This is a genomic window from Saccharopolyspora oryzae (assembly GCF_027853915.1).
GTDB lineage: Bacteria > Actinomycetota > Actinomycetes > Mycobacteriales > Pseudonocardiaceae > Saccharopolyspora > Saccharopolyspora oryzae.
Window position 1 is genome coordinate 20,054 of the sequence record NZ_JAQGLA010000066.1, and the last position, 24,892, is coordinate 44,945.

Consider the following 24,892-nt stretch of genomic DNA (forward strand, 5'->3'; position numbering starts at 1 on the left):
TCGGCGCCGATGATCACCCGAACGGGCCGGGAAAACGAGAAGTGGGCGGGAACCCGACGCCTGGGTTCCCGCCCACTCGCACCATCGCGATATTTCCGACACCCCGCCACAGGGCCGCTGGTGCGTCTCGGGTGGTCGGCGCGCGGCCGACCACGGTCTCAACCGGTCAGTGGAACTGCGCGGCCTCCGTCGAACCGGACAGCGCGGTGGTCGACGAGTCCGGGCTCACCGCGGTGCTGATCAGGTCGAAGTAGCCGGTGCCCGCCTCGCGCTGGTGGCGGGTCGCGGTGTAGCCGTCGGCCTCGGCGGCGAACTCGCGCTCCTGCAGGTCCACGTAGGAGGTCATGCCGTCCGCCGCGTAGCCCTTGGCCAGGTCGAACATGCCGTAGTTCAGCGCGTGGAAGCCGGCCAGCGTGATGAACTGGAACTTGTAGCCCATGTGGCCCAGCTCCCGCTGGAACTTGGCGATGGTCGCGTCGTCCAGGTTCTTCTTCCAGTTGAACGACGGCGAGCAGTTGTAGGCCAGCATCTGGTCCGGGTACTTGGACTTGACCGCCTCGGCGAACTTGCGCGCCATCTCCAGGTCCGGGGTGGAGGTCTCCATCCAGATCAGGTCGGCGTGCGGCGCGTAGGCCAGCGCGCGGGTGATGCACGGCTCGATGCCGTTGCGGACCTTGTAGAAGCCCTCCGGGGTGCGCTCACCGGTGGTGTACTGCTGGTCGCGCTCGTCGACGTCGCTGGTCAGCAGGGTCGCGGCCTGCGCGTCGGTGCGGGCGATGACGAGGCTGGGCACCCCGGCGACGTCCGCGGCCAGCCGCGCGGCGTTGAGCGTCTTGACGTGCTGGCTGGTGGGGATGAGCACCTTGCCGCCCAGGTGGCCGCACTTCTTCTCGGAGGCCAGCTGGTCCTCCCAGTGCACGCCCGCCGCACCAGCGGTGATCATGCCCTTCATCAGCTCGTAGGCGTTGAGGACACCGCCGAAGCCGGCCTCGGCGTCGGCGACGATCGGCGCCAGCCAGTGGATGTCCTCGCTCTCGCCGCCCGGCGTCTCCGGGTCGAGCGCCTCGGACCAGTTGATCTGGTCGGCGCGCTTGAGGGCGTTGTTGATCCGCCGCACGACCGACGGGACCGAGTTGGCCGGGTAGAGGCTCTGGTCGGGGTAGGTCTCGCCGGCCAGGTTGGCGTCCGCGGCGACCTGCCAGCCGGACAGGTAGATGGCCTGCAGACCGGCCCGGACCTGCTGGACCGCCTGGTTGCCGGTCAGGGCGCCGAGCGAGTTGACGTAGTCGGTCTCGTTCAGCAGCTTCCACAACCGCTCCGAACCCTGGCGGGCGAGGGTGTGCTCCTCGCGCACCGAACCGCGGAGGCGGATGACGGTCTCGGCGGAGTGGGTGCGCTCGATGCCCTTCCACCGCGGGTTGGTGTCCCAGTCGCGCTGCAGCTCCTCAGCGGCCTGCTTCGCCTGCTCGCGGATGCTCATCTTGTTCCCCTTCCGGGCTCTCCTGCGGCCTGTTGGGAACTAGTTTTGCCCGGGATCAAGCGAAACACGACCAGATTTCCACGGTAATTTTCGGCGTTTTTCTGCTAGCATCAACGCCATGACGGAGTTCGCCACCGAAGAAGACCGCAATTTTTCAACGGAACACGACCTTCTGGTCTTCGGTCAGCGCCTGCGGCACTTGCGCCGAGCCGCCGGGCTCACCCTCGTGGAGCTGGGCGAACGGGTCGGTCGCGCCCCGTCGCAGCTGTCGCTGCTGGAGAACGGCCACCGCGAGCCGAAGCTGTCGTTGCTGCGCGCGCTGGCCGACGCGCTGGGCACCTCCGTCGACGAACTGCTGTCCAAGAAGCCGCCGAACCGGCGCGCCGAGCTGGAGATCGCGGTGGAGAAGGCGCAGCTCGACCCGGTGTACCAGCGGCTGGGCGTGCCGTCGCTGAAGGTCGGCAAGCGCGTGCCGACCGAGGCGCTGGAACACGTGCTCGCCCTCTACGAGGAGCTCAAGCGCCGGGAGACCAAGCAGGTCGCCACCCCGGAGGAGGCCCGCAAGGCCAACGCCGAGCTGCGCCAGAAGATGCGCGAGAACGGCAACTACTTCCCGGAGATCGAGAAGACCGCCGCGGACATCCTGGACAAGGTCGGCTACCACGGCGGCCCGCTGTCCGAGGGCGTGATCCAGTCGATCGCCACCCACCTCGGCTACGGCCTGCGGTTCGTCACCGACCTGCCCCGCTCGGTCCGCTCCGTCACGGACCTGAAGAACCACCGGATCTTCCTGCGGCGCGAATCGCTGGGCATGCACAGCCCGCGCACCATCCTGCTGCAGACCCTCGGCCACCTCAGCCTCGGCCACCGCCAGCCCCGCGACTTCGCCGACTTCCTGCGCCAGCGCGTCGAGGCGAACTACTTCGCCGCCGCGGTCCTGGTGCCCGAGCAGACCGCGGTCCCGTTCCTCCAGGAGGCCAAGGCCGAGCGCGACCTGGCGGTGGAGGACCTGCGGGACGTCTTCTCGGTGTCCTACGAGATGGCCGCGCACCGCTTCACCAACCTGGCCACCCAGTACCTGGACCTGGTCTGCCACTTCGTGCGCAACGACGAGACCGGCATCATCTACAAGGCCTACGAGAACGACGGGCTGGTCTTCCCCACCGACCCGACCGGCGCGATCGAGGGGCAGCGGATGTGCCGGTACTGGTCCGGGCGCCAGGTGTTCGCCTCGCCGGACCGCTACTCGACCTACTACCAGTACACCGACAAGCCGGGCGCGACCCACTGGTGCGTCGCGCACGTCGACCCCAGCCGCGGCCGGGACTTCGCGATCACCCTCGGGGTGCCCTACAACGAGTCGCGCTGGTTCCGCGGGCGCGACACCAACAACCACTCCAAGTCGAAGTGCCCGAACGGCGAGTGCTGCCAGCGCCCGCCGGCGGATCTCGCCAACCGCTGGGAAGGCATGGTGTGGCCATCGGCGCGGGCGCACTCGCACGTGCTCGCCGCGCTGCCCTCGGACACCTTCCCCGGCGTCGACGAAGCCGACGTCTACGCATTCGTTGAGGCGCACCAGGGTTGATCAGTCGTCCGATGTGGACAGCTCGCGCGAAGGCCGCGGAACTACCTCGCCGTTCCGCGGCCTTCGACGCGTTCGGCGAGCTTGCGCTGACCAGGTCCGGACAACTCCCCCACCACACCGGACCGACCGGCGGCGGCCATCAACAGCGCTTCTCCTCGGCCGCGAACTTCCAGACCTCGCCCCGAGACCCAGTCGAAATCGGTGGCGACCAAGCGCAGCCCCCGAACCCGCCAGAACGCCCTGATCGGCGGCGCGACCAGCGCGAACCGCAGTGCAGCCACCAGCCGGTCCGGCGGGATCTCGCGCGGCTTCCCCAGCGGGCGCCGGATGTCCTGCTGGTGGATCATCCCGTCCACCAGCGCGATCCTGCCGCCGAACCGCGCGGTCAGACCACGAGGCTGCCGGCTCGCCCGCATCAGCGCCACGAGTTCCTCCGGACTGCGCTTCCGGTACTCGACGACCCCGAGCTCGTTGATCCGTGACGGCAGCAGAAGACCCTTGGCGACCCGACGCGCTGCAGCTCGACCGTCCAGTTCCTCGTAGCTGAGCGCATGAGCCACCACGTCGTGCACGGACCACCCGCTGCACAACGTCGGAGCGCACCACTCCTGCTCGGACAACGTCGCCAGGAATTCCGCGAACTCCAAGCGTTCCTGCCCCGCGAACTGCTTCACGTCCATCTCGGCCCCAAGCCCTAGCCCGGCATGCCCTGAGCACGCTGCCACAACAGCCCGACACAACACCGAAGCGGGCGGAGCGTCAGCGGGGGTCCGGCGGCTCGCCGGCCGGTGCCAGCTGGTCGTGCAGCTCGGCGTTGACGTCCAGCAGGAGTTGGACCGCCCGGCGTTGCGCCATTTCCGCGCGGTAGACCAGCCGGATCGGCATCACCACGCCGAGATCCGGCAGCGGAAGCCGGTGCACCCGACCGTCCGCCAAGGCCCGGGCAGCTGCGTACCGCGGAACCACCGCCACGTACCCGGCGTTCGCGGCCAGCTCGACGGCGATGTCCGGGGTGCCGACCAAGCGGATCGGGTGGTCCGGCCCGCGCTGCGGGCAGGCGAACATCGCGACGATCTCCTCGGCTTGCTCGCTCCAGTTGTGCACGATCACCGGCGTGCTCGCGAAATCGTCCGGTTGCGGCGCGACGAGTTCGACGACGGGGTTGTCCGGCGCGGCCACGGCGATCAGCGGTGAGTCGGCCACCGCGACCGAATCGAGCCCCGCCGGCAGGACCCGCCGCAGCACGTATGCCGCGTGCGCACTGCCATCCAGCAGCGCGGCCACGGCTTCGTCGCTGTGTGCGATGCGGCAAACCACGTCCACAGCGCGGCCCGGAACCGCAGCCAGCACCGAGGGAAACACCGCAGTGCCGATGCTCGCCGGGGCGGCCACGACCAGTCGTTCCACGCCCTCCGCGCGCACTGCGGCCTCGGCCTCGGCCAGCAGCGCCAGGCAACGACGCGCGTAGTCACCCAGCCGCTCACCAGCCCGGGTGGGCACGGTGCCGCGCGGGCCCCGGTCGAACAGCCGGGTGCCGAGCTTGCGTTCCAGCGCCGCCATCCGCGTGCTCACCGACGGCTGCGCGAGCTGCATCTCCACGGCCGCCCGGCCGAAGCTGCCCGATCTGACGACCTCGAGGAAGACCTTGAGGTCCAGGACGTCGATGCTGGTTCCTCCGGACATAGCTGCACGCTATGCCCTGCCCCAGGCAAACACCTACTACTGCGAATAGTTTGCAAGAGCCAGTGTTGCTCTCATGTTCGAACCGCCCGATCACAACGAGGTGACCGCGGCGGACGGACGGGGAGGAGGGGCACCGTGACTGGAACGCTTCCGCACGCGGACCGGGCCGGCGTATCGCCGGACGACGACAACCGCTTGCACCGGAGTCTGGGCACGGCATCGCTGTCCGCGATCACGTTGTCCAGCGTGATCGGATCCGGATGGCTGTTCGCGGCGTACAACGCCGCGAAGGTGGCCGGACCGGCCGCACTGCTGTCTTGGCTGATCACCGGCGTCGCCACGCTGCTGGTCTCGTTGGTGTTCATCGACCTGGCCTTCCGGAAACCGCTGTCCGGCGGCAACGTGCGCTGGCCGCAGCTCGCATCAGGACCGCTGGTCGGCGCGATCATCGGCTGGGCGGTCTTCCTGCAAGCGGTCTACGCCGGGCCGAGCGAATCGACCGCGCTGACCCAGTACGCCGGGAAGTGGATCCCCGGCCTGATCGAGGACGACGCGCTGACCTGCACCGGGCGGCTGTTCGCGGTCGCCGTGCTCGGTTTGTTCTTCTACGTCAACATGTTCGGCGTCCGGTTCATCGCGCGGGTCAACAACGTGGTGACCGCGGTCAAGGTGGCGGTACCGCTGCTGACCGTGGGCCTCATGCTGGCCAGCGGGTTCGACACGACGAACTACGAGGTGGGCGGCGGGTTCGCGCCCTACGGCATCTCCGCGGCGCTGACCGCCGTCGTCGGCAGCGGCCTGGTCTACTCGTTCACCGGGATCAACGCGGCCGCGGTGCTGTCCGGCGAGGCCGCCAACGCCCGGAAGACCGTGCCCAGGGCGACGTTCATCGCCCTGGGAGTGGCCTTCGCCATCTACGTCGGGCTCCAGCTCGTCATGCTGTTCAGCCTGCCGACCGGTCAGCTGATCGGCGGCTGGCACGGGATCAACCTCAAGTCGCCGCTGGCCGAGCTGGCGAGCCTGATCGGCCTGGTCTGGCTGTCCTGGCTGCTGCTCGCCGATGCGGTGTTCTCCCCCGCCGGTTCGATGCTGGTCTCGGCGGGCGTCAAGGGCCGCTACACCTACGGCGCAGCGCAGAACGGGATCCTGCCGCGGTTCTTCGCCGGTGTGCACGAGCGCAGCGGCATCCCCCGGCGGGCGCTGCTGCTCAACCTGAGCCTCGGCGCGCTGATCATCCTGCTGTTCGGCGACTGGAAGTCCATCGCCAGCTCGCTGAGCTTCTACTACGGCCTGAGCTACGCCGCGGTGTCGATCGCCGTGTGCGTGTGGCACGCGGCCGAACCGTCCTCCGGCTGGCTGGGCCGGTGGAGCTCGGCGGTGGGCGCGACGTCGTTCGTCCTCTCCGGTCTGATCCTCTACTGGTCCGGGTGGGAGAAGGTCCGGGTGGCGATGCCGTTGCTGCTGCTCGGATTCCTCATCCACCTGTGGCGCGTGCGGCGCGGAGGGGAGTCCGGGTTCAACGGCGTGTGGCTGGTGGTCCTGCTGCTCGCCTTGACCGGCATCTCCGCCGTGGGCAGCTTCGGCGGCACCGGCGCGCTGATCGCCCCGCTGGACAGCGCGCTCGTCGCGGTCCTCTGCGGTATCGGGGTCTGGTTCGGCCGGAGATCCGGACTCGCTTGGCGGAAGAACCAACAACACGAGGAGGTTTGATGACCTCGCTGGACTCGCAGCCGGTGTGGCGGGTGAGCGGCACGGGCAAGCGGTGGTCCACGCACGGACCGGGTGTGCTGGACCTCGGCGTCGCCGAGATGGACCTCTCGGCCTGCCCACCGGTGTTCGACGCGGTCCGGAAAGCGGTGTCAGCGGAGGCGTTCGGGTATCCGGCACCGGATGCGCGCAGCGGGGTGCCCGAAGCGACCTCCCGCTGGCTGTCCGGTTTCGGGCTCGCCGTCCCGGCCGGTGCGGTGCGGCTCGTGGCCGACGTGCTGCGCGGCATCGCGGTGGCGATCCGGAACCTGACCAGGCCGGGCTCGGCGGTGATCGTGCCGACCCCGACGTACCAGCGGTTCATCGAAGTGGTTCCGCTGACTGGGCGCGAAACCATCGAGATCCCGCTGATCGGTGGCCGGGAGCTGGACCTCGAGGCCATCGAGCGCGCGTTGGCCGCCGGTGCGGGCAGCGTGCTGCTGTGCCACCCGGTCAACCCGACCGGCGCCGTGTTCGGCGCGGACCAGCTGGCGGACCTGGCGGAACTGGTGCAGCGGTGGGGCGGTCGTGTGATCAGCGACGAGGTGCACGCCCCGATCCGCTACGGCGTCCCGTTCACGCCCTACGCGTCGTTGAACGACGCGGCCCGCGCTCACGCGGTGACCGTGACGAGTGCTACCAAGGCGTGGAACTTCCCGGGGCTGCGCACCGCGATGGTGGCGCTGACCAATCCCGAGGACGTCGAGGTGTGGAACGGGCTGCGGCACTTGGAAACCAGCGGGGTGGCGCCGCTGGGGATGGTCGCGACCGTCGCGGCCTTCGAGCACGGGCAACCGTGGCTGGAAGCGGTGCTCGCCGACCTGGACGCCCGCCGGAACCAGGTGGTCGGCACCCTGGCCGACGCCGGACTCGGCGAGATCGCGCACCTTCCCGACGCGACCTACCTCGCCTGGCTGGACCTCCGCGCCTGGGACGAGAACGCACCAGCGGAGCGCCTGCGCAAGACGGCGGGCGTCGCACTGGGTGAGGGCGCGCTGTACGGCGCGGCCGGAACCGGCTTCGCACGGTTGAACTTCGCTACGACGCCGGACGTACTCGCGGAAGCCCTCGACCGGATCGTCCACACTCTGACCACCAGCGGTCTCGGATAGCGGGTGGCGCGCTGCTTTCGCAGCTCACCGCGGTGAGTTCGAAAGCAGCGCACCGCGCAGGAACGTCTCCACCGCGCACGACAGCTGGTCGATGCTGGCGGGACTTCCCGGCTCGGGCGCGTCCAGCGATCGACCGCCGATGACGCGGTCGAACACCAGCCCCTCGCACAGGCTGACCAGGTCGGCGCCGGCGGTGTCCGGGTCGGGCGCTTCCAATGCCGTCATCAGACCGACGGCCAGCTGGCGCGAGAACGCAGCACGGGCCAGCGGCTCGTGCAGGTCGGTACTCGCGGCCACCTCGGCGACGAGCGCGTACCTCGCGATCGTGTCGGCGCGCCGCGCTCCCAGCATGCGATCCAGGTGCACCGCGATCCGGTCAGCGGCGGCGCGGACATCCGGTGGCGGGGCGGAACCCGCGAACGCGTCGAAGTCGGCCCGCGCCCGCACCGACAGCCGCGTCACCGCCGCTTCCAAGAGCGCTCGCCTGGTGCGCATGTAGTACGACGTCGAGCCGCGCGGCAGCTCCAACCGCGCATCGACGGCCAAGTGCGTCAGCGCCCGAACGCCCTGCTCGGCGACGAGCTCGATCGCAGCATCGGCGATGCGCGTCCGGCGGTCCTGCTCACACATGCCTCGACCTCCCCTGCATCGCCGATACTCTACATCCGCAGAGGCTCTATGAGCGTAGAGGAGATGCGATGTCCGGCCGATCCCACTCCCCCGCCGACCTGCGCGAACGCTTCGACGCGGCAGCCGCCCGGCGAGGCTTCGAACTCGACGATGCGCAGCGCGCGGTGGCCGACAAGCTGGCCGAGCTGGGTGTAGCGCTGGGCAAGCGCTTCCGCCGACCGCGCGGCCTGTACCTGCACGGACCGGTGGGGCGGGGCAAGAGCTTCCTGGTGGACACGTTCTTCGCCGAAGCGCCGGTCCCGGGCAAGCTGCGCGTGCACTTCCACGACTTCTTCGACCAGCTGCACCGAGCCATCGCCCGGCAGCGGAGCACGGCGCTGGCCGAACTGCTCGACGGCCGGCAGCTGCTGCACTTCGACGAGTTCCACGTGCACGACCCCGGCGATGCCGCCCTGCTCACCAAGCTGCTGCACGCCGTGCACGCCCGTCGCATCACCCTCGTGACCACGTCGAACTACCACCCGGAAGACCTGCTGCCCAACCCGCTGCACCACCACCTCTTCCTGCCCGCCATCGAACTCGTCGAGAAGCACCAGGAAGTCGTCGCGCTCAGCGGCCCTACCGACTACCGGACGGCCCACCGGTCAGGGCGTTTCGCCGAGGGAACCTGGCAATGGCCGATGACGACTTTCCAGCAGCAGGCCCCGTCAGAACAGACCACGTTGGACATCAACGGACGGAGCATTCGTGCCCTGAAAGCACGGGATCGGTTGGTGTGCTTCGACTTTCGCGATCTCTGCGACGCCGCGACTTCGACCCGCGACTACCTCGCGATCGCCGCGCAGTACGACACCTGGTGCATCACCGGTGTCCCGAAGCTCGCCGAATGCGGCGCAGAAACCCGGCAACGCTTCGCCAACGTCGTGGACGTCCTGTGCGACCAGGACATCACCTTGCAGGTGGCAGCCGACCACAGCATCGCCGAAACCCTGTGGAACGGCAGGGATTCCGAACGCACCGCGAGCAGACTGGCCCTAATCCGACCGATCCCACCAGACTAAGCCGACTCGGCGGGGTGACTCCGAAAACCGGAAGTGCCCTCCTCCCCCGTCGGTGGGGAGGAGGGCACCGGAAGGAGTCTTACTTCTTGCCCTTGGCCTTGTCGTCCTTGGACTCGTCGGTGGACAGCGCTGCGACGAAGGCTTCCTGCGGGACCTCGACGCGACCGATGGTCTTCATCCGCTTCTTGCCCTCCTTCTGCTTCTCCAGCAGCTTGCGCTTCCGGCTGATGTCACCGCCGTAGCACTTGGCGAGGACGTCCTTGCGGATCGCGCGGATCGTTTCGCGGGCGATGATCCGCGAGCCGATCGCCGCCTGGATCGGCACCTCGAACTGCTGGCGCGGGATCAGCTCGCGCAGCTTCGTGGCCATCTTCGTGCCGTAGCCGTAGGCGCCGTCGCGGTGCACGATCGCGCTGAAGGCGTCCACCGGCTCGCCCTGCAGCAGGATGTCGACCTTGACCAGGTTCGACGACTGCATGCCCGATTCCTCGTAGTCCATCGAGGCGTAGCCGCGGGTGCGGGACTTGAGCTGGTCGAAGAAGTCGAACACGATCTCCGCCAGCGGCAGCGTGTAGCGCAGCTCGACGCGGGTCTCCGACAGGTAGTCCATGCCGGACAGCGCACCGCGGCGGCTCTGGCACAGCTCCATGATCGTGCCCACGAACTCCGACGGGGCGATGATGGTGCACTTCGCGACCGGCTCGAAGACGTCCTTGATCTTGCCCTCCGGCCAGTCGGAGGGGTTGGTGACGGTCAGCTCGGTGCCGTCCTCCATCTCCACCTCGTAGACGACGTTCGGCGCGGTGGAGATCAGGCTCAGGTTGAACTCGCGCTCCAGCCGGTCGCGGGTGATCTCCAGGTGCAGCAGCCCCAGGAACCCGCAGCGGAAGCCGAAGCCCAGCGCGCCGGAGGTCTCCGGCTCGTAGGTCAGCGCGGCGTCGTTGAGCTGCAGCTTGTCCAGCGCCTCGCGCAGCAGCGGGTAGTCGGTGCCGTCCATCGGGTAGAGACCGGAGTACACCATCGGCTTGGGCTCGCGGTAGCCGCTCAGCGGCTTTTCGGCGCCCTTGCGCTCGGCGGTGATCGTGTCACCGACCTTGGACTGCCGGACGTCCTTCACACCGGTGATCAGGTAGCCGACCTCACCGACGCCGAGGCCCGCGGAGGGCTTGGGCTCCGGCGAGATGATGCCGACTTCCAGCAGCTCGTGGGTGGCGCCGGTGGACATCATCCGGATCCGCTGCCGCGGGGTGATCTTGCCGTCCACCACCCGGATGTAGGTGACCACGCCGCGGTAGGTGTCGTAGACCGAGTCGAAGATCATCGCGCGCGGCGGGGCGTCGGCATCGCCCTGCGGCTGCGGGATCTGCTGCACGACCGCGTCCAGCACCGCCTCGACGCCCTCGCCGGTCTTGGCCGACACGCGCAGCACGTCCTCCGGCTCGCAGCCGATGATGTGCGCCAGCTCCGCGGCGTACTTGTCAGGCTCAGCGGCCGGCAGGTCGATCTTGTTGAGCACCGGGATGATCTGCAGCTCGTGCTCCATCGCCAGGTACAGGTTGGCGAGAGTCTGCGCCTCGATGCCCTGCGCGGCGTCGACCAGCAGGATCGCGCCTTCGCACGCGGCCAGCGACCGGCTGACCTCGTACGTGAAGTCGACGTGACCGGGGGTGTCGATCATGTGCAGCACGTGGTCGACGCCGTCGGTGTTCCACGGCAGGCGCACGTTCTGCGCCTTGATCGTGATGCCGCGCTCCCGCTCGATGTCCATCCGGTCGAGGTACTGGGCCCGGTACGCGCGTTCTCCCAGCACGCCGGTCAGCTGCAGCATGCGGTCGGCCAGCGTCGACTTGCCGTGGTCGATGTGCGCGATGATGCAGAAGTTCCGGATCCGCTCCGGGGGCGTGAACGTGGTGTCGGCGTAACTGCTCACTCAGTGTTCCTCGCGGATGTCGACTGGTGCGGGATTCACCCCATCGTCCCATGACACGCCAAGTGCTCGATGCCCAACTCCGGGTCATCCCCGGCACGACCACCGCCGGCACGGCGTTGAGCTGCCCGGATGCGCGGTTTCGCCCGGTTCGCCCCAGATCGTGCTTTCGGTCACCGGCTGCTTCGCCGGTGCCGGGCCCGCGCCGCCCGATGGCTACCGTTGACGCCCGGCAACACCGCCGGACATCAACTTTGGAGGACCGTCAGATGTCGTTGGGCTTGACCCTGCCCAAGGCCGAGCTGCACCTGCACATCGAGGGCACCATGGAGCCGGAGCTGGTGTTCAGCCTGGCCCGGCGCAACGGCGTGGCGCTGCCCTTCGAGACCGTGGACGACCTGCGCCGCCGGTACGTCTTCGACGACCTGCAGTCCTTCCTCGACCTCTACTACTTGGCGATGGCGGTGCTGCGCACGGCGCAGGACTTCACCGACCTCACCGACGCCTACCTGGCGAAGGCCCGCGAGCAGGGCGTGCGCCACGCGGAGATCTTCTTCGACCCGCAGGCCCACGTCTCGCGCGGCGTGCCGCTGTCGGAGGTGGTGTCCGGGCTGACCGAGTCGCTGCGCAACAGCAAGGAGCGCTTCGGCATCTCCACCCGGCTCATCGCGTGCTTCCTGCGCGACAAAGGACCACAGGAAGCGCTGGAGACCTGGGAGACGCTGCAGCCGCACCTCGAGCAGATCGACGGCATCGGCCTGGACTCCGCCGAGGTCGGCCACCCGCCGCAGCTGTTCAAGCCGGTGTTCACCCGCGCCCGCGACGCCGGCCTGCACGTGGTCGCCCACGCCGGCGAGGAAGGGCCGGCGGACTACGTCTGGCAGGCCATCGACGTGCTCGGCGTGGAGCGCGTGGACCACGGCATCCGGTCGGTGGAGGACGGCGCGCTGCTCAAGCGCCTGGCCGATGACCGCACGCCGCTGACGGTGTGCCCGCTGTCGAACGTCCGCCTGCGCTGCGTGCCGGAGCTGTCCCAGCACCCGCTGCCGCGACTGCTCGACGCCGGGGTGCTGGTGACGATCAACTCCGACGACCCGTCCTACTTCGGCGGCTACGTCGGCGAGAACTTCGTCGCGCTGCAGGAAGCCCTCGACGACTCGGTGCTGCGCCAGTTCGCCGCCGACTCGTTCCGCGCGTCCTTCCTCCCCGAGGAGGAGCGCGCCGCGCTGATCGCCGAGATCAAGTGAGGAACGCGCCCGTCTCCGGCTCCCGGAGGCGGGCGCCTTCAGAGGTTGCGGACGTCCACGCGCAGCGGGTGGTCCGACGGGATTTCCACCAGCACGATCCGCATGCCGTCCGGGTCGGCGATCCACGCCTCGTCCAAGCCCCAGGGCTGCCGCGCGGGCTCGGCCAGCACGGTGACGCCGTGCTCGCGCAGCTGCTCGAACTCGGCGCGGACATCGCGCACCTGGATCCAGAGCACCTGGTCCGGGCTCGGTCCCGGCCCACCGCTGCCGGACACCTCCAGCAGCCCCTGGCCGAGGAAGAACACCGTGCCACCGGGGAACTCCCGAGCGATCGCCAACCCGAGCACGTCCCGGTAGAACCGCACGGCCCGATCCCAGTCCCGAGGCCGGAGGATCAACCGGCTGGCCAAGACATCCATGCCCCGTTTCTACCGGCCGGGACGAAGCCCTGCCGATTCAGCTCGCCCGACGATCGCGAAGCGCCGGATCTGATGTCTTCGCGCTACTGGAGGATCTGCACTCCAGAGCCGCCCGCAACGCGGTGTTCCGCGCGGGTGTGACCGCCAGGGACCGCCGGCTGTGCGGATCCGGTGTGCGCGGGGGGTGCTGCTGGGCTGGGCGGTTAGGCGATGCCGAGGAGGACTACCCCGGTGAGGACTACGACGGCGCCTGCCATGCGGCGGCCGGGTTGGGCTTCGCCCAGGAGGCGCCAGGCCAGCAGGCCTGCGATGACGATGCTCAGCTCCCTGGCGGGGGCGACCAGGCTGACCGGGGCGAGCTGCATCGCGAACAGGACCAGGACGTAGGCCAGCGGCGAGAGCAGTGCCACCGCGAGCACCGAGGCCCGGTGCTCGCGCCAGATCTCGGCGACCTGGGTGCGGCGGCGGGCGGCGTACGGGGAGAGCAGGATCGAGCGGGCGAAATTGTTCGCCCAGTCGTACAGCAGCGGGGACAGCGCCAGGCCCGTCACCGCGTAGGCGTCCCACACCGTGTAGACCGCGATCAGCGAACCGGTCAGGACGCCGAATCCGACCCCGGCCAGGCTCGCGCCGGAGCGCGGCAAGCCGTCGGACAGACCGATCACGACCACCCCGGCGATGACCAGCAACCCACCAGCCGCGCCGAGCCAGCCGGGGCGTTCACCCAGCACCAGGATCGCGATCACCATCGCCAGCATCGGTCCGGTCCCCCTGGCCAGGGGGTACACCACCGACATGTCACCGACCGCGTAACCGCGCTGCAGCAGCAGGAAGTAGGCCAGGTGCACCACGGCGCTGACCAGCACGCCCAGCACCAAGTTGCCCCACGGCGGCGCGCCGCTCCAGATCAGCACACCGGCGGCGACCGGCAAGTACAGGACGGTCGAGCAGGCCGCGGTCAGCCACACGAACCCGGCGCCTGCCGATCCCGCGCGCTTGGCGAAGAAGTTCCAGCCCGCGTGCGCGAACGCAGCGGCGACGACGAGCAGGACGGCGAACAGACCCACGGAACCCTCTCGGTGCCGCGCGGGCGCGCAGCATCCGGGTTCCTCCAGGCTTTTGTCCCGTCAGATGTGCGATCGCTCCCGTTCCGCGATCGTCGGTGCCGCTCGGACCTGACCTCCACGCCCCTGGTTGTGGTGTCGCGGCGGAGCGGGAGCGGAACCCTAGGCACAACCAGCGGTCATGCTACGCCGCTCAGGAGCTGGGGTTGAACGATGTTGTGGCGTGCGGCACGCCTGTTCGCGCGAGTGGTTCTTTGCGAACACCCGCAGGTCTCAGACCCCGGCGGCGAGCTTCCAGCCGAGGCTGATCACCAGGCCGACGACCACCGTGAGGAAGACCCGGCGCACGAAACCGGATCCGCGCCGGGCGGCCAGCACCGCGCCGAGGACGCTGCCCGCGACGTTGCTCAGCGCCATCAGGATTCCCAGCCCCCACAGCACCTTGCCCGCGGGGATGAAGAAGATCAGGGCGCCGACGTTGGTCGCGACGTTGACGACCTTCGCGGTGGCCGAAGCCGTGAGGAACGCGAAACCGACCAGTCCGACCAGCAGGAACACCAGGAACGATCCGGTGCCCGGACCGGCGATGCCGTCCCAGAAACCGATCACCGCGCCGCCCGCGAGCATCACCAGCAGCTGCACGCGGCGCTCGAAGCGCGGCGCGTCCACCGAACCGAGATCGGGCTTGCGCCAGGTGTAGAGGCCCACCGCGACCAGGGCGGCGAGCACGATGATGTTGAGGACGTGCGAGGGCAGCGCGTTGGCCAGCATCGCGCCGCCCAGCGAACCCAGCAGTGCCACCAGCGCCATTGACAGCGCGGCGCGCCAGTCGATCGGGGTGCGCTTGGCGTAGGTGCGGGCAGCCGCGGTGGTGCCGGCGATCGCCGCGACCTTGTTGGTGGCCAGCGAGTAGATCACCTCGCCACCGGGCATGAGCAGCAGCATCGCGGGCAGCTGGATCAGGCCGCCACCGCCGACGATCGCGTCGACCGCTCCGGCGAGGAACGCGGCTGCGCAGAGGAAGAGCAGACCGGCGAGCGAGAGATCGGCGAAACCAGGCCAGTTCAGGGCATCCAGCACGAGGATCGACCTTATGGTCTGGTGGGGCGAGTTCCGAGGCTATGTGATCGCTCTCGCCCCGGCCGACATCTGCCCAGGTCGTGGCTGTTAACATGGTCGACCGTGCCGTGCGGCGTTCCGCCGTGGAGGAAACCTGCCCCCGGGCAGGGCCGATGAAGCGCGGCACGATCGATTCGACAGACGAGAAAGAGGCGAACAGTGGCCAACATCAAGTCCCAGATGAAGCGGATCAAGACCAACGAGAAGAACCGGCAGCGCAACAAGGCCGTGAAGTCCTCGCTGAAGACCGCGATCCGCAAGTTCCGCGAGGCCGCTGCCGCCGGCGACAAGGACAAGGCCATCGAGCTGCAGCGTGCCGCCAGCCGCGAGCTGGACAAGGCCACCAGCAAGGGCGTCCTGCACCGCAACCAGGCTGCGAACAAGAAGTCCGCCCTGGCGAAGCGCGTCAACGAGCTCTGACCTTCGGTTCGGCTGAGGCCCCTTTCCACGCGGGAAGGGGCCTTTTGCTTTCCTGCAGCCGGTTTTCACCACGGTTCGGGTAGCTTCAGCGCCCGGTCGGACCGCAGGTACTCCTGCGTCAGCTCACGCGCGCTGGTTTCGGAGTTCGACGAGGCGCAGGACTGTCCGTTCCAGGGCGTAGGTGGGGTCTGCGGCCATGCCCTTGACCCCGGCGTTGACCTCGGCGACCGCTTGGAGAGCGGCGGCGAGGCTCTTGGGGTTCCAGCCCCTGGACTGGGCCTGCGCCTTCTTGACCTTCCAGGCGGGCATGCCGAGTTCGCCGGCCAGGCGGAACGGGTCGTTCCGGCCGCCGGCTGCGGCGACGCGGCCGATGGTGCGGACCGAATCCGCCAGCGCGTCGGCGATCAGCACGTGCGGAACACCGAGCTGCACCGCCCAGCGCAGGGCCTCCAGCGCAGCTGCCCGGTCCCCCGTCACGGCCTTCTCCGCGACCGCGAAGCCGGTGACCTCGGCACGGCCCCGGTGGTAGCGGCGCACCGCGGTTTCGTCGACCTTCCCGCCGGTGTCGGCGACCAGCTGGGTCGCCGCCGCGGAGAGCTCTCGCAGGTCCGAGCCCACGGTTTCGATCAGCGCCGACACAGCGGCCGCATCGGCCTTTCCACCAGCGCGGCGGATCTCGTCGCGGACGAACGCCTCCCGCTCCGCCGGCTTGGTGATCTTGTTGCACTCGGTGACGCGCGCACCCAGCTTCTTCAGTGCGTTGGGCAGTTCCTTGGCGTACTTGGACCGCCCACCACCGGTGTGCACGATCACCATCGTCACACCGTCTACGGGCTGTTTGGCGTGGGCGAGCAGGGCTTCGGCGATCTCCTTGCCCGCGTCCTGCGCGGACTCCACCGCCAGCACCCGTCCCTCCGCGAACAGCGACGGGCTGAGCATTTCGGCCAGCTCCGGGACGGTGAGCTCGCTCACCTTCACCCGGCGTAGCTCGGCCTCCGGATCCGCCGCTCGAGCCGCCCCGACCGCGGCCCACAGTGCGCGTTCCACCAGCAGTTCTTCGTCGCCGAGAATCAGGTGCAGCGGATCGTTGACCACGGCCGGTGAGCTCATGCCCGCATCGTCCCACGCACCCGCGACGATCCCGCCATCTGGATCGGCCTGGCCAGATCCGCGTGGGATCCATTAGCGTGGCCGCCACAACCGAATAGCTCATCCAGAGGGGCAGAGGGAACGGCCCTGTGAAGCCCCGGCAACCGTTCGTCCGGCGAATCGTGTCTTCTTCCGCGAGGTCACCGGCGAAAGCGGTGCCAATTCCGACCCGTCCGCGGGATAGATGAGGAGAGGACCTCGCGATGACTGCTGCCGTCCGCGCCCAGAACGGGACCAAGAACTTCGACCTGGGCAACGCCGTCGAACTGGTGTCCAAGGAAGAAGGACATCGGCAGCCGCTGGCCCCCGAGTTCGTTTCGCTCGAAGATTTCTCCCCCCTGGAAGTCGCCTACGACTTCCCGCGACTGCGCCGCGAGGACATCGAAGCCGGCCCCCGGTCGATCTGGCGGTACAAGCAGCTGCTGCCGGTGCCCTCCAACGTCGAGGAGCACCCGAACACCGACCCCGGCTGTACCCGCCTGATCCGGGCCGACAACCTCGCGAAGGCGTTGGGCGTCAAGCGGATCTGGATCAAGGACGACACCGGCAACCCCACCCACTCGTTCAAGGACCGCGTGGTCGCGGTCGCGCTGGCCGCCGCCCGCGAGTTCGGCTTCAAGGTGCTGGCCTGCCCGTCGACCGGCAACCTGGCCAACGCGGTGGCCGCAGCAGCCGCCCGCGCCGGCTGGGACTCGGTCGTGCTGGTGCCCAAGACCCTCGAGCGCGCCAAGATCCTGATGAGCGCGGTCTACGACGGCTCGCTGCTCGCCGTCGACGGCAACTACGACGACGTCAACCGCCTGGCCACCGAGCTGGCCGGTGAGCACGAGGACTGGGCGTTCGTCAACGTCAACGTCCGGCCCTACTACTCGGAGGGCTCCAAGACGCTGGCCTTCGAGGTCGCCGAGCAGCTCGGTTGGCGCATCCCCGAGCAGATCGTGGTGCCGATCGCCTCCGGCTCGCAGCTGACCAAGGTCTACAAGGGCTTCAACGAGCTCGGCGAGACCGGCCTGGTGGAGCCGAGCCCGGTGCGGATCTTCGGCGCGCAGGCCTCCGGCTGCTCCCCGGTGTCCTCCGCGTACAAGAACGGGCTGGACGTGGTGCAGCCGGTGCGCCCGGACACCATCGCCCGCTCGCTGGCCATCGGCGCGCCCGCCGACGGCCCGTACGTGCTGGACATCGTCCGCAAGACCAACGGCGCCATCGAGGACGTCACCGACGACGAGGTGCGCGCGGGCATCCGCCTGCTGGCCCGTACCGAGGGCATCTTCGCCGAGACCGCCGGTGGGGTCACCGTGGCCACCGCGAAGAAGCTGATCGAGAACGGCAAGATCGACCCGGACGCCGAGACGGTCCTGCTGATCACGGGTGACGGCCTGAAGACCCTGGACGCGGTCCAGGACGAGATCGGCCCGAAGGCCACCGTCGCGCCGACCACCGAGGCCGTCAACCAGGCTCTGGGGCTCTAACCCTCGTCCCGGAAAGTGCGCGGTGCCGCTGGGATTCCGGCGGCACCGCGTTCTCGTCCGTCCACAGCGGACTGGAGTTCAGCGGTCGACCGCGCGCAGCGGATCTCCTCGTGACACGTGTCGTGGACCTCGTGGGCCCGGCAGGATCGCGATGTCTCCTTCCTGGTCGGTGCGCAGAACTCTCGTGCCTGCGCGGGTGAGCGTGTCCACCACGAACGGGCTCGGGTGCCCGTAGCTGTTGCCGTCGCCGACGCTGATCAGCGCGGTCCCCGGTCGTACCGCGTGCAGGAAACCCGGTGTGGTGTAACGGGATCCGTGGTGCGGCACCTTGAGCACGTCGGCCCGCAGGTCCAGCCCGGAGGCGAGCAGTCTCCCCTGGGACGGGAGCTCGACGTCGCCGGTGAGCAGCAGCCTTCCGGCCGGTGTGGTGGCCCGCAGCACGATCGAGGAGTCGTTGGCGTCCTCCGCTGTTTGCGTCCGGGCCAGCGCCGGGTCCGGGGCCAGCACGTCGAGCACGAGACCAGGCCAGCTCGTCCGCTGCCCGGACTGCATCTGCACGACGGGAACCCGATGTGCACGGGTATCCCGCACCACCTCCTTCATCGCCCACGCCGGTTCCCGCAGCGGCCCCACCGCCACCGCGCCGACCGAGAACTTGCCCAGCAGACCGGTGAGTCCGCTGATGTGATCGGCGTGCAGGTGCGTCAGCACGGCCAGCGCGATCCGACGCACCCCCAGCCGGTCCAGGCACGCCGCCGACCGCTCGAGGTCGGGGCCGGTGTCGACCACCACCGCCTCCTCCGGCCGCCCGGTGGCGAGCACCAGCCCATCGCCCTGCCCGACGTCGCAAGCCACCATGCTCCAGCCCGGAACCGGCCAGCCGGACACAACGCTGCGCACCGGCACCAGCACGAGCACCACGAGCAGCAGCGCCACCGATGCCAGGACGCGGAACCGCTTGCCGCGCAACAAGATCAAGCCGACGACGACCAGCCCCGCCAGCAGCAGACCACCGGCGGTGCCGGGCAACCAGTCGAATGATCCGCCGGGCACCGCTGCCGCGCGGTCCGCGACCAGCACCAGCCATTCCAGCTCCGGCGCGGCCAACCAGCAGAACAGGCCCGCCAGCCATCCGGAGAACGGCGCGACCACAGTTGCCAGCACCCCGAACACGGTCGCCGGCGCGACGACCGGACCTGCCAGCAGGTTCGCCGGCACCGCGACCAGGCTGACGGTCCCGGACAGCGCCGCGATCAGCGGAGCCGTGACGACGTGCGCCGCCAGCGGGACCGCGATCGCCTCCGCAACGCCGATCGGAACACCACGGTCCCGCAGAGCCGCGGCCCACCTCGGCGCCAGCAGGACCAGCCCGGCCGTGGCCGCGACCGACAGGGCGAACCCCGGGCTCGTGGCCAGTTCCGGCAACAGCAGCAGCAAGCCGATCACGCTCGCCGACAGCACCGGCAGCGCCGAACGCCGTCTGCCCAGGACCAGCGCCAGCAGGGTGATCGCTCCCATCGCCGCCGCTCGCAGCACGCTCGGTTCCGGACCTGCCAGCACGACGAACCCGACGAGAGCCGCACCCGCCCCCGCTGCCGACAGCACCGGTCCCGCGCCGATCAGGTGCAGGACCACGAGCACCGCGCCGCACACGATCGCCAGGTTGGCACCAGACACCGCCAGGAGGTGCGTGAGACCTGCGGTTTCGAAGTCCTGCTCCACCTCCGGCGGCAGAGCGTGGGTGTCGCCCACGACCAGGCCTGACAGCAGTCCGGCCGCAGCCGGGCTCAGCTCTGCCGAAGCCGTGCGGCGCAGCCCGTCCCGCAGGTCCGCCGCCACGCGCTGCCAACCCGGTGGCGAACTGACCTCGGTCGGCGCTCCGAACACCTGCATCGCCGCAACGGTGAGCTCCCCTGAGCGCGGTGGCGCAGCCTTGCCCCGGACCGTCACCTGCTGCCCGGCGATGAGCTCTCGCCACTGCTCAGTCGGCACCAGCAGCACCACTGATCCACCGGCCCGCACGCGCTGGCCGACGACGTCAGCGGTCTCCAGCGCGGCACGAACCAGGGCTCGGTCCTGCGCTCGCTGCGTCCCGAAAGCCGGTCCCCGCAAGGGGATCGGCGCGCTGGTCAAGGTCACCCGCGCTGTCAGCCGCTCGCCGTGCTGAGCCGCCTGGCGCACCGGGTGGTGCTCGGCTCGATAGCTCCGGACCGCCATTCCGGCCGCGGCAACACCGGCCAGCAGCAGGACCACCAGCACTCCCCTGGCCCAAGCCCGATCCCTGGAGACCGGCCACACCAGCGGAACCGCCAGCAATGCGAACACCGCCGTCGCCGCTGCCGTGCCCCACCCGACCAGCAGGCCAAGCAACGTCACCGTCCAGACCGCGGCTGCGGTCGGCGCCAGCCGGAGGTCCAATCCGGTGCTCATACCCGCACCAGCTCCCGCAGCCGGGTGAAGCGCGAACCCCCGATCCCGTCGACCTCCCGCAGCTGGTCCACCGAGTCGAAGCCACCGTGCTCGGTTCGCCACTGCACGATCCGCTTGGCGGTGACCTCGCCGACGCCTGGTAGTTCATCGAGTTGCTCCTCCGTCGCGGTGTTCAGATCGACCTTGCCGTCGCCGCCCTTCCCCGGCTGGGCCTGCGCCGGAACCGGCACCGCGACGTAGAGCTGTTCCCCGTCGGTCAGGCGGCGGGCGAGGTTGAGCCCGGTCAGGTCGGTGTCCGGCAGCGCGCCGCCGGCGGCCTCGACCGCATCGGCGACCCGGCTGCCGGGCTCGACCGTGACCAGACCTGGCCTGCTGACCTTGCCGACGACGCTGACGACCAGTTCTTGATCGGCTGCGCTGGTCGCCGGCAGCGGGGGCGGCAGGACCGGCGGTGGCGCCGGATCGGCGACAGACCGCGACGTCCACGTCAAGGCGATTACCCCGACCAGCAGCACAGCAGCCACCAGGGCGAGGGCGAGCACCCCTGCCCGTCCGGGGTCCACTCTGGACCTCAGCAGGGATTCGGGCAGCCACCTCTCGGCGAACTTGCGCATGCGCGTGCGCGGCGCCGGTTCTGGTGGCGACACCGAGTAGCCTGGCCCGGCGCGCTCCGCTGCGTCGTCGCGGGCGGCATGTCGCCCCAGGGACTGCAGCCTGCTTCGCGGGTCGAGTTCTTCGTCGGGTTCACCAGCAGCGCGGAATGCTTGTACGTCGAACATGACGACGAAGGTAGAGCAATCGAAAAGCCTTGTGCAGCTTTATTTTTCGCAGATTTGACCACAGTGGACGCGGATTCAGCCCGATGGTGTGGAATCCGCCCGCCGAAAGGTTTTCAATCGAGCGAACGCCACCCGTTCGGGAGAACCACGACACCCACCGCACCGGGCCCGATGTGCGCCCCGATCACCGCGCCCACCTCCGAAACCACGCAGTCCACGGACTCACCGCGTTCGGCCCGGATCCGGCCCGCGAGCTGCTCCGCGCGCTCCCGCGCGGCCAGGTGGTGGATCGCGATGGCCGCTGCGCCGGAACCCGCTGCGGACGAGGAGATCTCCAGCAACCGGGACATGGCTCGCGTGGTGGTGCGGACCTTCTCCAGCGCGTCGATGCGCCCGTCGTGGACGTGCAGCAACGGCTTGATCGCCAACGCCGTGCCCAGCACCGCCGCAGCGGTGCCGATCCGCCCGCCGCGGCGCAGGTACTCCAGCGTCTGCACGGAGAACAAGGTGGTGGTCCGCTCGGCCGTCGTGGTCGCGGCGCGCACCACTTCATCCAGGTCAGCGCCGGATTTCGCGACCTCGGCGGCGGCCAGCACCGAGAACCCCAGCCCCATCGCGGCCGAACGCGAGTCGACGACCCGCACCCGTTCCGGATCGACCTCGCGGGCGGCCAGCCGGGCCGCGTCCCAGGTGCCGGAAAGCTGCCGGGACAGGTGAATAGCCACCACACCGTCGGCGCCTTCGTCGAGAGCTGCCCGGAAGGTGCTCGCCAACTCCTGCGGCGTCGCGCCCGCAGTGGTCACCCGGTGCTTTCGCGCGAAGGCCCGCGCTAGATCGTCCGGGCCGAAGTCCGACTCGTCGACCGCGACCGCGCCGTCCACGCTGACGTGCAGGGGAACGGTCCGCACCGCGTACTGCTCGGCGTATCCGGCCGGCAAGTACGCCGTCGAATCGGTGACGACTGCAATGGGCACACCGCAACCCTACGACGTCGCACGCCGAATCCGATCAGTGCTCGCCCGCAGTGCGCCCAACGGCGATGGACCCGCGGTGCCGATCGGCACGAGCAGCGGATCAGTTCCCGGCGGGCATCCCGGTGTTGTAGGCCAGCAGCCGCCAGTGGGTCTCGCTGCGCCGCTTGAGCACCACCCAGTGGCAGTTGCCGATGCCGCCCAGTCCCGGCCACAACTCCAGCGGGAGCCCGACCAGCTTCGCGGTCACCGCGGTGATCAGCCCGCCGTGCGCGCACAGCAGCGCAGTGCCCCGGTGCTGGTGGTCGAGCTCCTCGACCACTTCCGCGGCGCGCTCGGCGACCTCGATGCGGGTCTCCCCGCCCGGTGGCGCCCACGTCGGGGACGATCGCCAGGTGTCCAGCGCACCGGGCCAGCCGTGCTCGACCTCAGCTCCGCTGAGGCCCTGCCACTCGCCCAGGTGCGTCTCGCGCAACCGTTTGTCCAACCGCACCGACGTGCCGCTGACCTCGGTGAACGCTTCAGCGGTGGTCCGCGCGCGGTTCAGGTCGGAGCTGACCGCGATGTCCGGGGAGAACCGGGCGATCGCCGGCGCCGCCTGGCGGGCCTGCTGCCGTCCGGTCTCGGTGAGCGAGCTGTCCAGATGTCCCTGGAGGCGTCCGGCAGCGTTGTAGTCGGTCTCGCCGTGCCGCCAGAGCACCAGCCGGTCGAGGCTCACGCCTCGGCGTCCGACGAGTCCGCCGCGGGCGCGTCCTTGTCCTCGAACTCGATGCGCGGGCAGTCCTTCCACAGCTTCTCCAGCTGGTAGAAGGAGCGCTCCTCGGCGTGCTGGACGTGCACCACGAGGTCGACGAAGTCCAGCAGGACCCAACGCCCCTCGCGCGCGCCCTCGCGGCGCACCGGCTTGGTGCCGGCTTCGCGGACCTTCTCCTCGATCTCGTCGACGATCGCCACGACCTGCCGCTCGTTGGACGCCGAAGCGATCAGGAAGCAGTCGGTGATGACCAGCTGCTCCGAAACGTCCAGCAGGACCACGTCGGTGGCCTTCTTGTCCGCCGCGGCCTGCGCCGCGATCTGGGCCAGTCGGCGGGCGTTCTCAGTGGCTGCCACGTCACTCCTCTCGAGGTGGGCCCGGTGTGCGCCCACGCCGGGGTAGAGGATAGGCCAGCCCGCGGCACGCCAGGACGGACCACCTCACGCGACCACCGGTCACATCGTCCTTTATGCCCGAAGAACGCGATCGTTTTCAAACTGCACCGGGACCAGCGCCGATGCGCTGAGGCGAACGCCACGGAAGTTCGCCGCAGCGGGACCGGGATCAGTCCTGATCGGAGGGCAGGACCACGGCCTGCCCGGCGATCACGGTGTCGCCCTTGCAGGTCAACGTCGGCCCGCCGTGGAGGATGTAGCCCTCCTCCAGCAACCCGCTGATCCGACGGCAGAACTCGGCATCATCGGGACCGGTGATGAAGCGGTAGCGCAGCTTTTCCACACCGAAGACAGTACGGCGCCCCACCGACGAACCGACAGCGTCGTACGCACCACCGCGACCTACGAACCCCGCTCCGGGGTGAAACCGCAGTAGAGGCCGCGTTACGAGATGTACTGCACCAAGGGGTTCCCCGACCAGCAGTAACTCCCCCCAAGAAAAGCGACTATGAGCAGGGATAACAGTAGTGATCGTTTGTCGTCAGTTTCCGGCAGTCGCCGTACCGCCTTGTACCGGATTTGTACCCGGCATGCCCCTTCCCTCACCTGCAGGGGTGCCCCACACATTGCTGTTCGCCACTCTCGACGTCCTCGCAAGGGTGCCTGCCGAAAGGCGGGGCACGATCAGCTTAGTCACCGAGCCCAAGTGCCCGCAGAACCTCTCGGCGTGAACACAGCGGCTACGCGCGAATCCGGCTGCTTCTAGTATCGCGCCGCGTCATCTTAGGCTGCTGGCCCGCCTGTCCTGGTCCTGACATGGCAATCTCACGTCGACTGCTTCGAAGTCAAGGGCGTACGCATTAGAGTTCTGCCTGGTCAAAAACCGAATATAGCTTCGGGAAGTCCACGGCGGGCGGCATAGGCCGAAGGGGTACAAGTGTTCGTATCGATCAAAGAGGGTACACGTGCTGCGGGTCGCATCGCAGGACGAATCTGGAAGAAGTGGCGCAGCTCTTCCTTTCCACTAGAAAGCGCAGCGATTCAAGAAATTTCTGACGCGGGCGTAGAACCACGCCCCCTGATCGACACTTGCCGAGGAGCAATTTACCGCACATTCTGGAAAAATGTACTTCATGTTGCGGTTTTGGCGACGTCGACCTTCTGCCTATACAACGCCCCCTGGGGAATTGTCACATGGAATGACATGGAATCGATCAAACGGTTCGCCGCGAATCCGCTCGTGATCCCCCCTCTACTCCTCCTATTCTTATTCCTGCCGAGCATTGCGCGAAACGCACGCGGGCTTTCGAGAGGGGCACTCCTCGGGGGGGGTGTTCCTATGGTTTTGTCAAGCGGCTGCTGGGGGCGCCGTGGGTCGGGTTGGCTGGTAGTGGGTCTTGTTTTTGAGCATGGCGAACAGGACGTCGCAGCGTCGTCGGGCCAGGCAGATCA

At 69.1% G+C, this 24,892-nt stretch carries 22 protein-coding genes and 1 riboswitch; of the genes, 7 read left to right on the plus strand and 15 right to left on the minus strand.

Annotated features, from left to right (window positions below; all coding sequences use genetic code 11):
• Positions 1–166: 166 nt before the first annotated feature.
• Positions 167–1,480 carry an isocitrate lyase gene (gene aceA, locus OU415_RS28430; protein WP_270952402.1) on the minus strand — a complete coding sequence of 438 codons (1,314 nt, stop codon included), beginning with the start codon at positions 1,478–1,480 and terminating at the stop codon, positions 167–169.
• Between the two features lie 118 nt (positions 1,481–1,598).
• On the opposite strand from aceA, the gene OU415_RS28435 reads away from it, so the two are divergent.
• Positions 1,599–3,065 carry a helix-turn-helix transcriptional regulator gene (locus tag OU415_RS28435; protein WP_270952403.1) on the plus strand — a complete coding sequence of 489 codons (1,467 nt, stop codon included), beginning with the start codon at positions 1,599–1,601 and terminating at the stop codon, positions 3,063–3,065.
• Positions 3,066–3,106: 41 nt separating this feature from the next.
• On the opposite strand, the gene OU415_RS28440 is transcribed toward OU415_RS28435, so the two are convergent.
• Both OU415_RS28440 and OU415_RS28445 read right to left on the minus strand, forming a co-directional pair.
• Positions 3,107–3,745 (minus strand): maleylpyruvate isomerase family mycothiol-dependent enzyme, encoded by a 639-nt coding sequence (locus tag OU415_RS28440; RefSeq protein ID WP_270952404.1) that lies wholly within the window; start codon positions 3,743–3,745, stop codon positions 3,107–3,109.
• Positions 3,746–3,824: 79 nt separating this feature from the next.
• Entirely contained in the window at positions 3,825–4,748 is a 924-nt protein-coding gene (locus OU415_RS28445) for a LysR family transcriptional regulator (protein ID WP_270952405.1), read from the minus strand.
• A gap of 135 nt (positions 4,749–4,883) precedes the next feature.
• Between OU415_RS28445 and OU415_RS28450 the strand changes: the two genes are divergently transcribed.
• Both OU415_RS28450 and OU415_RS28455 read left to right on the plus strand, forming a co-directional pair.
• A complete protein-coding gene (locus tag OU415_RS28450; protein ID WP_270952406.1) occupies positions 4,884–6,458 on the plus strand; it encodes an APC family permease in 1,575 nt (524 codons plus the stop codon).
• The gene (locus OU415_RS28455; RefSeq protein ID WP_270952407.1) at positions 6,458–7,606 is read left to right on the plus strand and encodes a MalY/PatB family protein; all 1,149 of its coding nucleotides are present in this window, start codon (positions 6,458–6,460) and stop codon (positions 7,604–7,606) included. Before OU415_RS28450 ends, OU415_RS28455 begins: the two co-directional genes overlap by 1 nt.
• 24 nt (positions 7,607–7,630) lie before the next feature.
• On the opposite strand, the gene OU415_RS28460 is transcribed toward OU415_RS28455, so the two are convergent.
• Entirely contained in the window at positions 7,631–8,236 is a 606-nt protein-coding gene (locus OU415_RS28460; protein WP_270952409.1) for a TetR/AcrR family transcriptional regulator, read from the minus strand.
• Between the two features lie 68 nt (positions 8,237–8,304).
• Between OU415_RS28460 and zapE the strand changes: the two genes are divergently transcribed.
• Positions 8,305–9,297, plus strand: coding sequence for a cell division protein ZapE (gene zapE / locus OU415_RS28465; RefSeq protein WP_270952410.1), 993 nt, complete (start codon positions 8,305–8,307; stop codon positions 9,295–9,297).
• Positions 9,298–9,376: 79 nt separating this feature from the next.
• Here the strand turns inward: zapE and lepA are convergent, their stop codons facing one another.
• Positions 9,377–11,227: a translation elongation factor 4 gene (lepA, locus tag OU415_RS28470; RefSeq protein WP_270952411.1), complete on the minus strand. Its 1,851-nt coding sequence runs from the start codon at positions 11,225–11,227 to the stop codon at positions 9,377–9,379.
• 266 nt (positions 11,228–11,493) lie between these two features.
• Here lepA and OU415_RS28475 point away from each other — a divergent pair, with 266 nt between their 5' ends.
• The gene (locus OU415_RS28475; RefSeq protein ID WP_270952412.1) at positions 11,494–12,471 is read left to right on the plus strand and encodes an adenosine deaminase; all 978 of its coding nucleotides are present in this window, start codon (positions 11,494–11,496) and stop codon (positions 12,469–12,471) included.
• A 38-nt stretch (positions 12,472–12,509) separates the two neighbouring features.
• Here OU415_RS28475 and OU415_RS28480 read toward each other — a convergent pair whose 3' ends face one another.
• The 3 genes from OU415_RS28480 to OU415_RS28490 all read right to left on the minus strand — a co-directional run bounded on the left by OU415_RS28480 (position 12,510) and on the right by OU415_RS28490 (position 15,034).
• Positions 12,510–12,890 carry a VOC family protein gene (locus OU415_RS28480; RefSeq protein ID WP_270952413.1) on the minus strand — a complete coding sequence of 127 codons (381 nt, stop codon included), beginning with the start codon at positions 12,888–12,890 and terminating at the stop codon, positions 12,510–12,512.
• A 203-nt stretch (positions 12,891–13,093) separates the two neighbouring features.
• Positions 13,094–13,957: an EamA family transporter gene (locus tag OU415_RS28485; protein WP_270952414.1), complete on the minus strand. Its 864-nt coding sequence runs from the start codon at positions 13,955–13,957 to the stop codon at positions 13,094–13,096.
• Positions 13,958–14,227: 270 nt separating this feature from the next.
• Positions 14,228–15,034 (minus strand): TSUP family transporter, encoded by an 807-nt coding sequence (locus OU415_RS28490; RefSeq protein WP_270952415.1) that lies wholly within the window; start codon positions 15,032–15,034, stop codon positions 14,228–14,230.
• Positions 15,035–15,232: 198 nt separating this feature from the next.
• Here OU415_RS28490 and rpsT point away from each other — a divergent pair, with 198 nt between their 5' ends.
• Positions 15,233–15,493, plus strand: a complete 261-nt coding sequence (rpsT, locus tag OU415_RS28495) for a 30S ribosomal protein S20 (RefSeq protein WP_270952416.1) — start codon at positions 15,233–15,235, stop codon at positions 15,491–15,493.
• A 123-nt stretch (positions 15,494–15,616) separates the two neighbouring features.
• Here rpsT and holA read toward each other — a convergent pair whose 3' ends face one another.
• Entirely contained in the window at positions 15,617–16,603 is a 987-nt protein-coding gene (gene holA, locus OU415_RS28500; protein ID WP_270952417.1) for a DNA polymerase III subunit delta, read from the minus strand.
• A gap of 96 nt (positions 16,604–16,699) precedes the next feature.
• A riboswitch (SAM riboswitch) is annotated at positions 16,700–16,833 on the plus strand.
• 12 nt (positions 16,834–16,845) lie between these two features.
• Here holA and thrC point away from each other — a divergent pair.
• Complete coding sequence (gene thrC / locus OU415_RS28505) at positions 16,846–18,111, plus strand: threonine synthase (protein ID WP_270952418.1); 1,266 nt, start codon at positions 16,846–16,848, stop codon at positions 18,109–18,111.
• A 78-nt stretch (positions 18,112–18,189) separates the two neighbouring features.
• Here thrC and OU415_RS28510 read toward each other — a convergent pair whose 3' ends face one another.
• The 6 genes from OU415_RS28510 to OU415_RS28535 form a co-directional block, all read right to left on the minus strand.
• Positions 18,190–20,541, minus strand: coding sequence for a ComEC/Rec2 family competence protein (locus tag OU415_RS28510; protein WP_270952419.1), 2,352 nt, complete (start codon positions 20,539–20,541; stop codon positions 18,190–18,192).
• A complete protein-coding gene (locus OU415_RS28515; protein WP_270952420.1) occupies positions 20,538–21,320 on the minus strand; it encodes a ComEA family DNA-binding protein in 783 nt (260 codons plus the stop codon). Before OU415_RS28515 ends, OU415_RS28510 begins: the two co-directional genes overlap by 4 nt.
• 113 nt (positions 21,321–21,433) lie before the next feature.
• Positions 21,434–22,294, minus strand: a complete 861-nt coding sequence (locus OU415_RS28520; RefSeq protein WP_270952421.1) for a DegV family protein — start codon at positions 22,292–22,294, stop codon at positions 21,434–21,436.
• Between the two features lie 100 nt (positions 22,295–22,394).
• On the minus strand, positions 22,395–23,009 hold the full coding sequence (locus OU415_RS28525) for a histidine phosphatase family protein (RefSeq protein WP_270952422.1): 615 nt from the start codon (positions 23,007–23,009) through the stop codon (positions 22,395–22,397).
• A complete protein-coding gene (gene rsfS / locus OU415_RS28530) occupies positions 23,006–23,401 on the minus strand; it encodes a ribosome silencing factor (protein WP_270952423.1) in 396 nt (131 codons plus the stop codon). The genes OU415_RS28525 and rsfS overlap by 4 nt, the downstream gene beginning before the upstream one ends.
• A gap of 208 nt (positions 23,402–23,609) precedes the next feature.
• Positions 23,610–23,783, minus strand: coding sequence for a DUF1737 domain-containing protein (locus OU415_RS28535; protein WP_270952424.1), 174 nt, complete (start codon positions 23,781–23,783; stop codon positions 23,610–23,612).
• Positions 23,784–24,892: the final 1,109 nt, after the last annotated feature.

Excerpts from the sequence above, each read along its gene's own strand:
- aceA (WP_270952402.1), bottom strand. The coding sequence starts at position 1,480 with ATGAGCATCCGCGAGCAGGCGAAGCAGGCCGCTGAGGAGCTGCAGCGC.
- OU415_RS28435 (WP_270952403.1), top strand. The coding sequence starts at position 1,599 with ATGACGGAGTTCGCCACCGAAGAAGACCGCAATTTTTCAACGGAACAC.
- OU415_RS28440 (WP_270952404.1), bottom strand. The coding sequence starts at position 3,745 with ATGGACGTGAAGCAGTTCGCGGGGCAGGAACGCTTGGAGTTCGCGGAA.
- OU415_RS28445 (WP_270952405.1), bottom strand. The coding sequence starts at position 4,748 with ATGTCCGGAGGAACCAGCATCGACGTCCTGGACCTCAAGGTCTTCCTC.
- OU415_RS28455 (WP_270952407.1), top strand. The coding sequence starts at position 6,458 with ATGACCTCGCTGGACTCGCAGCCGGTGTGGCGGGTGAGCGGCACGGGC.
- OU415_RS28460 (WP_270952409.1), bottom strand. The coding sequence starts at position 8,236 with ATGTGTGAGCAGGACCGCCGGACGCGCATCGCCGATGCTGCGATCGAG.
- zapE (WP_270952410.1), top strand. The coding sequence starts at position 8,305 with ATGTCCGGCCGATCCCACTCCCCCGCCGACCTGCGCGAACGCTTCGAC.
- OU415_RS28475 (WP_270952412.1), top strand. The coding sequence starts at position 11,494 with ATGTCGTTGGGCTTGACCCTGCCCAAGGCCGAGCTGCACCTGCACATC.
- OU415_RS28480 (WP_270952413.1), bottom strand. The coding sequence starts at position 12,890 with ATGGATGTCTTGGCCAGCCGGTTGATCCTCCGGCCTCGGGACTGGGAT.
- holA (WP_270952417.1), bottom strand. The coding sequence starts at position 16,603 with ATGAGCTCACCGGCCGTGGTCAACGATCCGCTGCACCTGATTCTCGGC.
- thrC (WP_270952418.1), top strand. The coding sequence starts at position 16,846 with ATGACTGCTGCCGTCCGCGCCCAGAACGGGACCAAGAACTTCGACCTG.
- OU415_RS28510 (WP_270952419.1), bottom strand. The coding sequence starts at position 20,541 with ATGAGCACCGGATTGGACCTCCGGCTGGCGCCGACCGCAGCCGCGGTC.
- OU415_RS28515 (WP_270952420.1), bottom strand. The coding sequence starts at position 21,320 with ATGTTCGACGTACAAGCATTCCGCGCTGCTGGTGAACCCGACGAAGAA.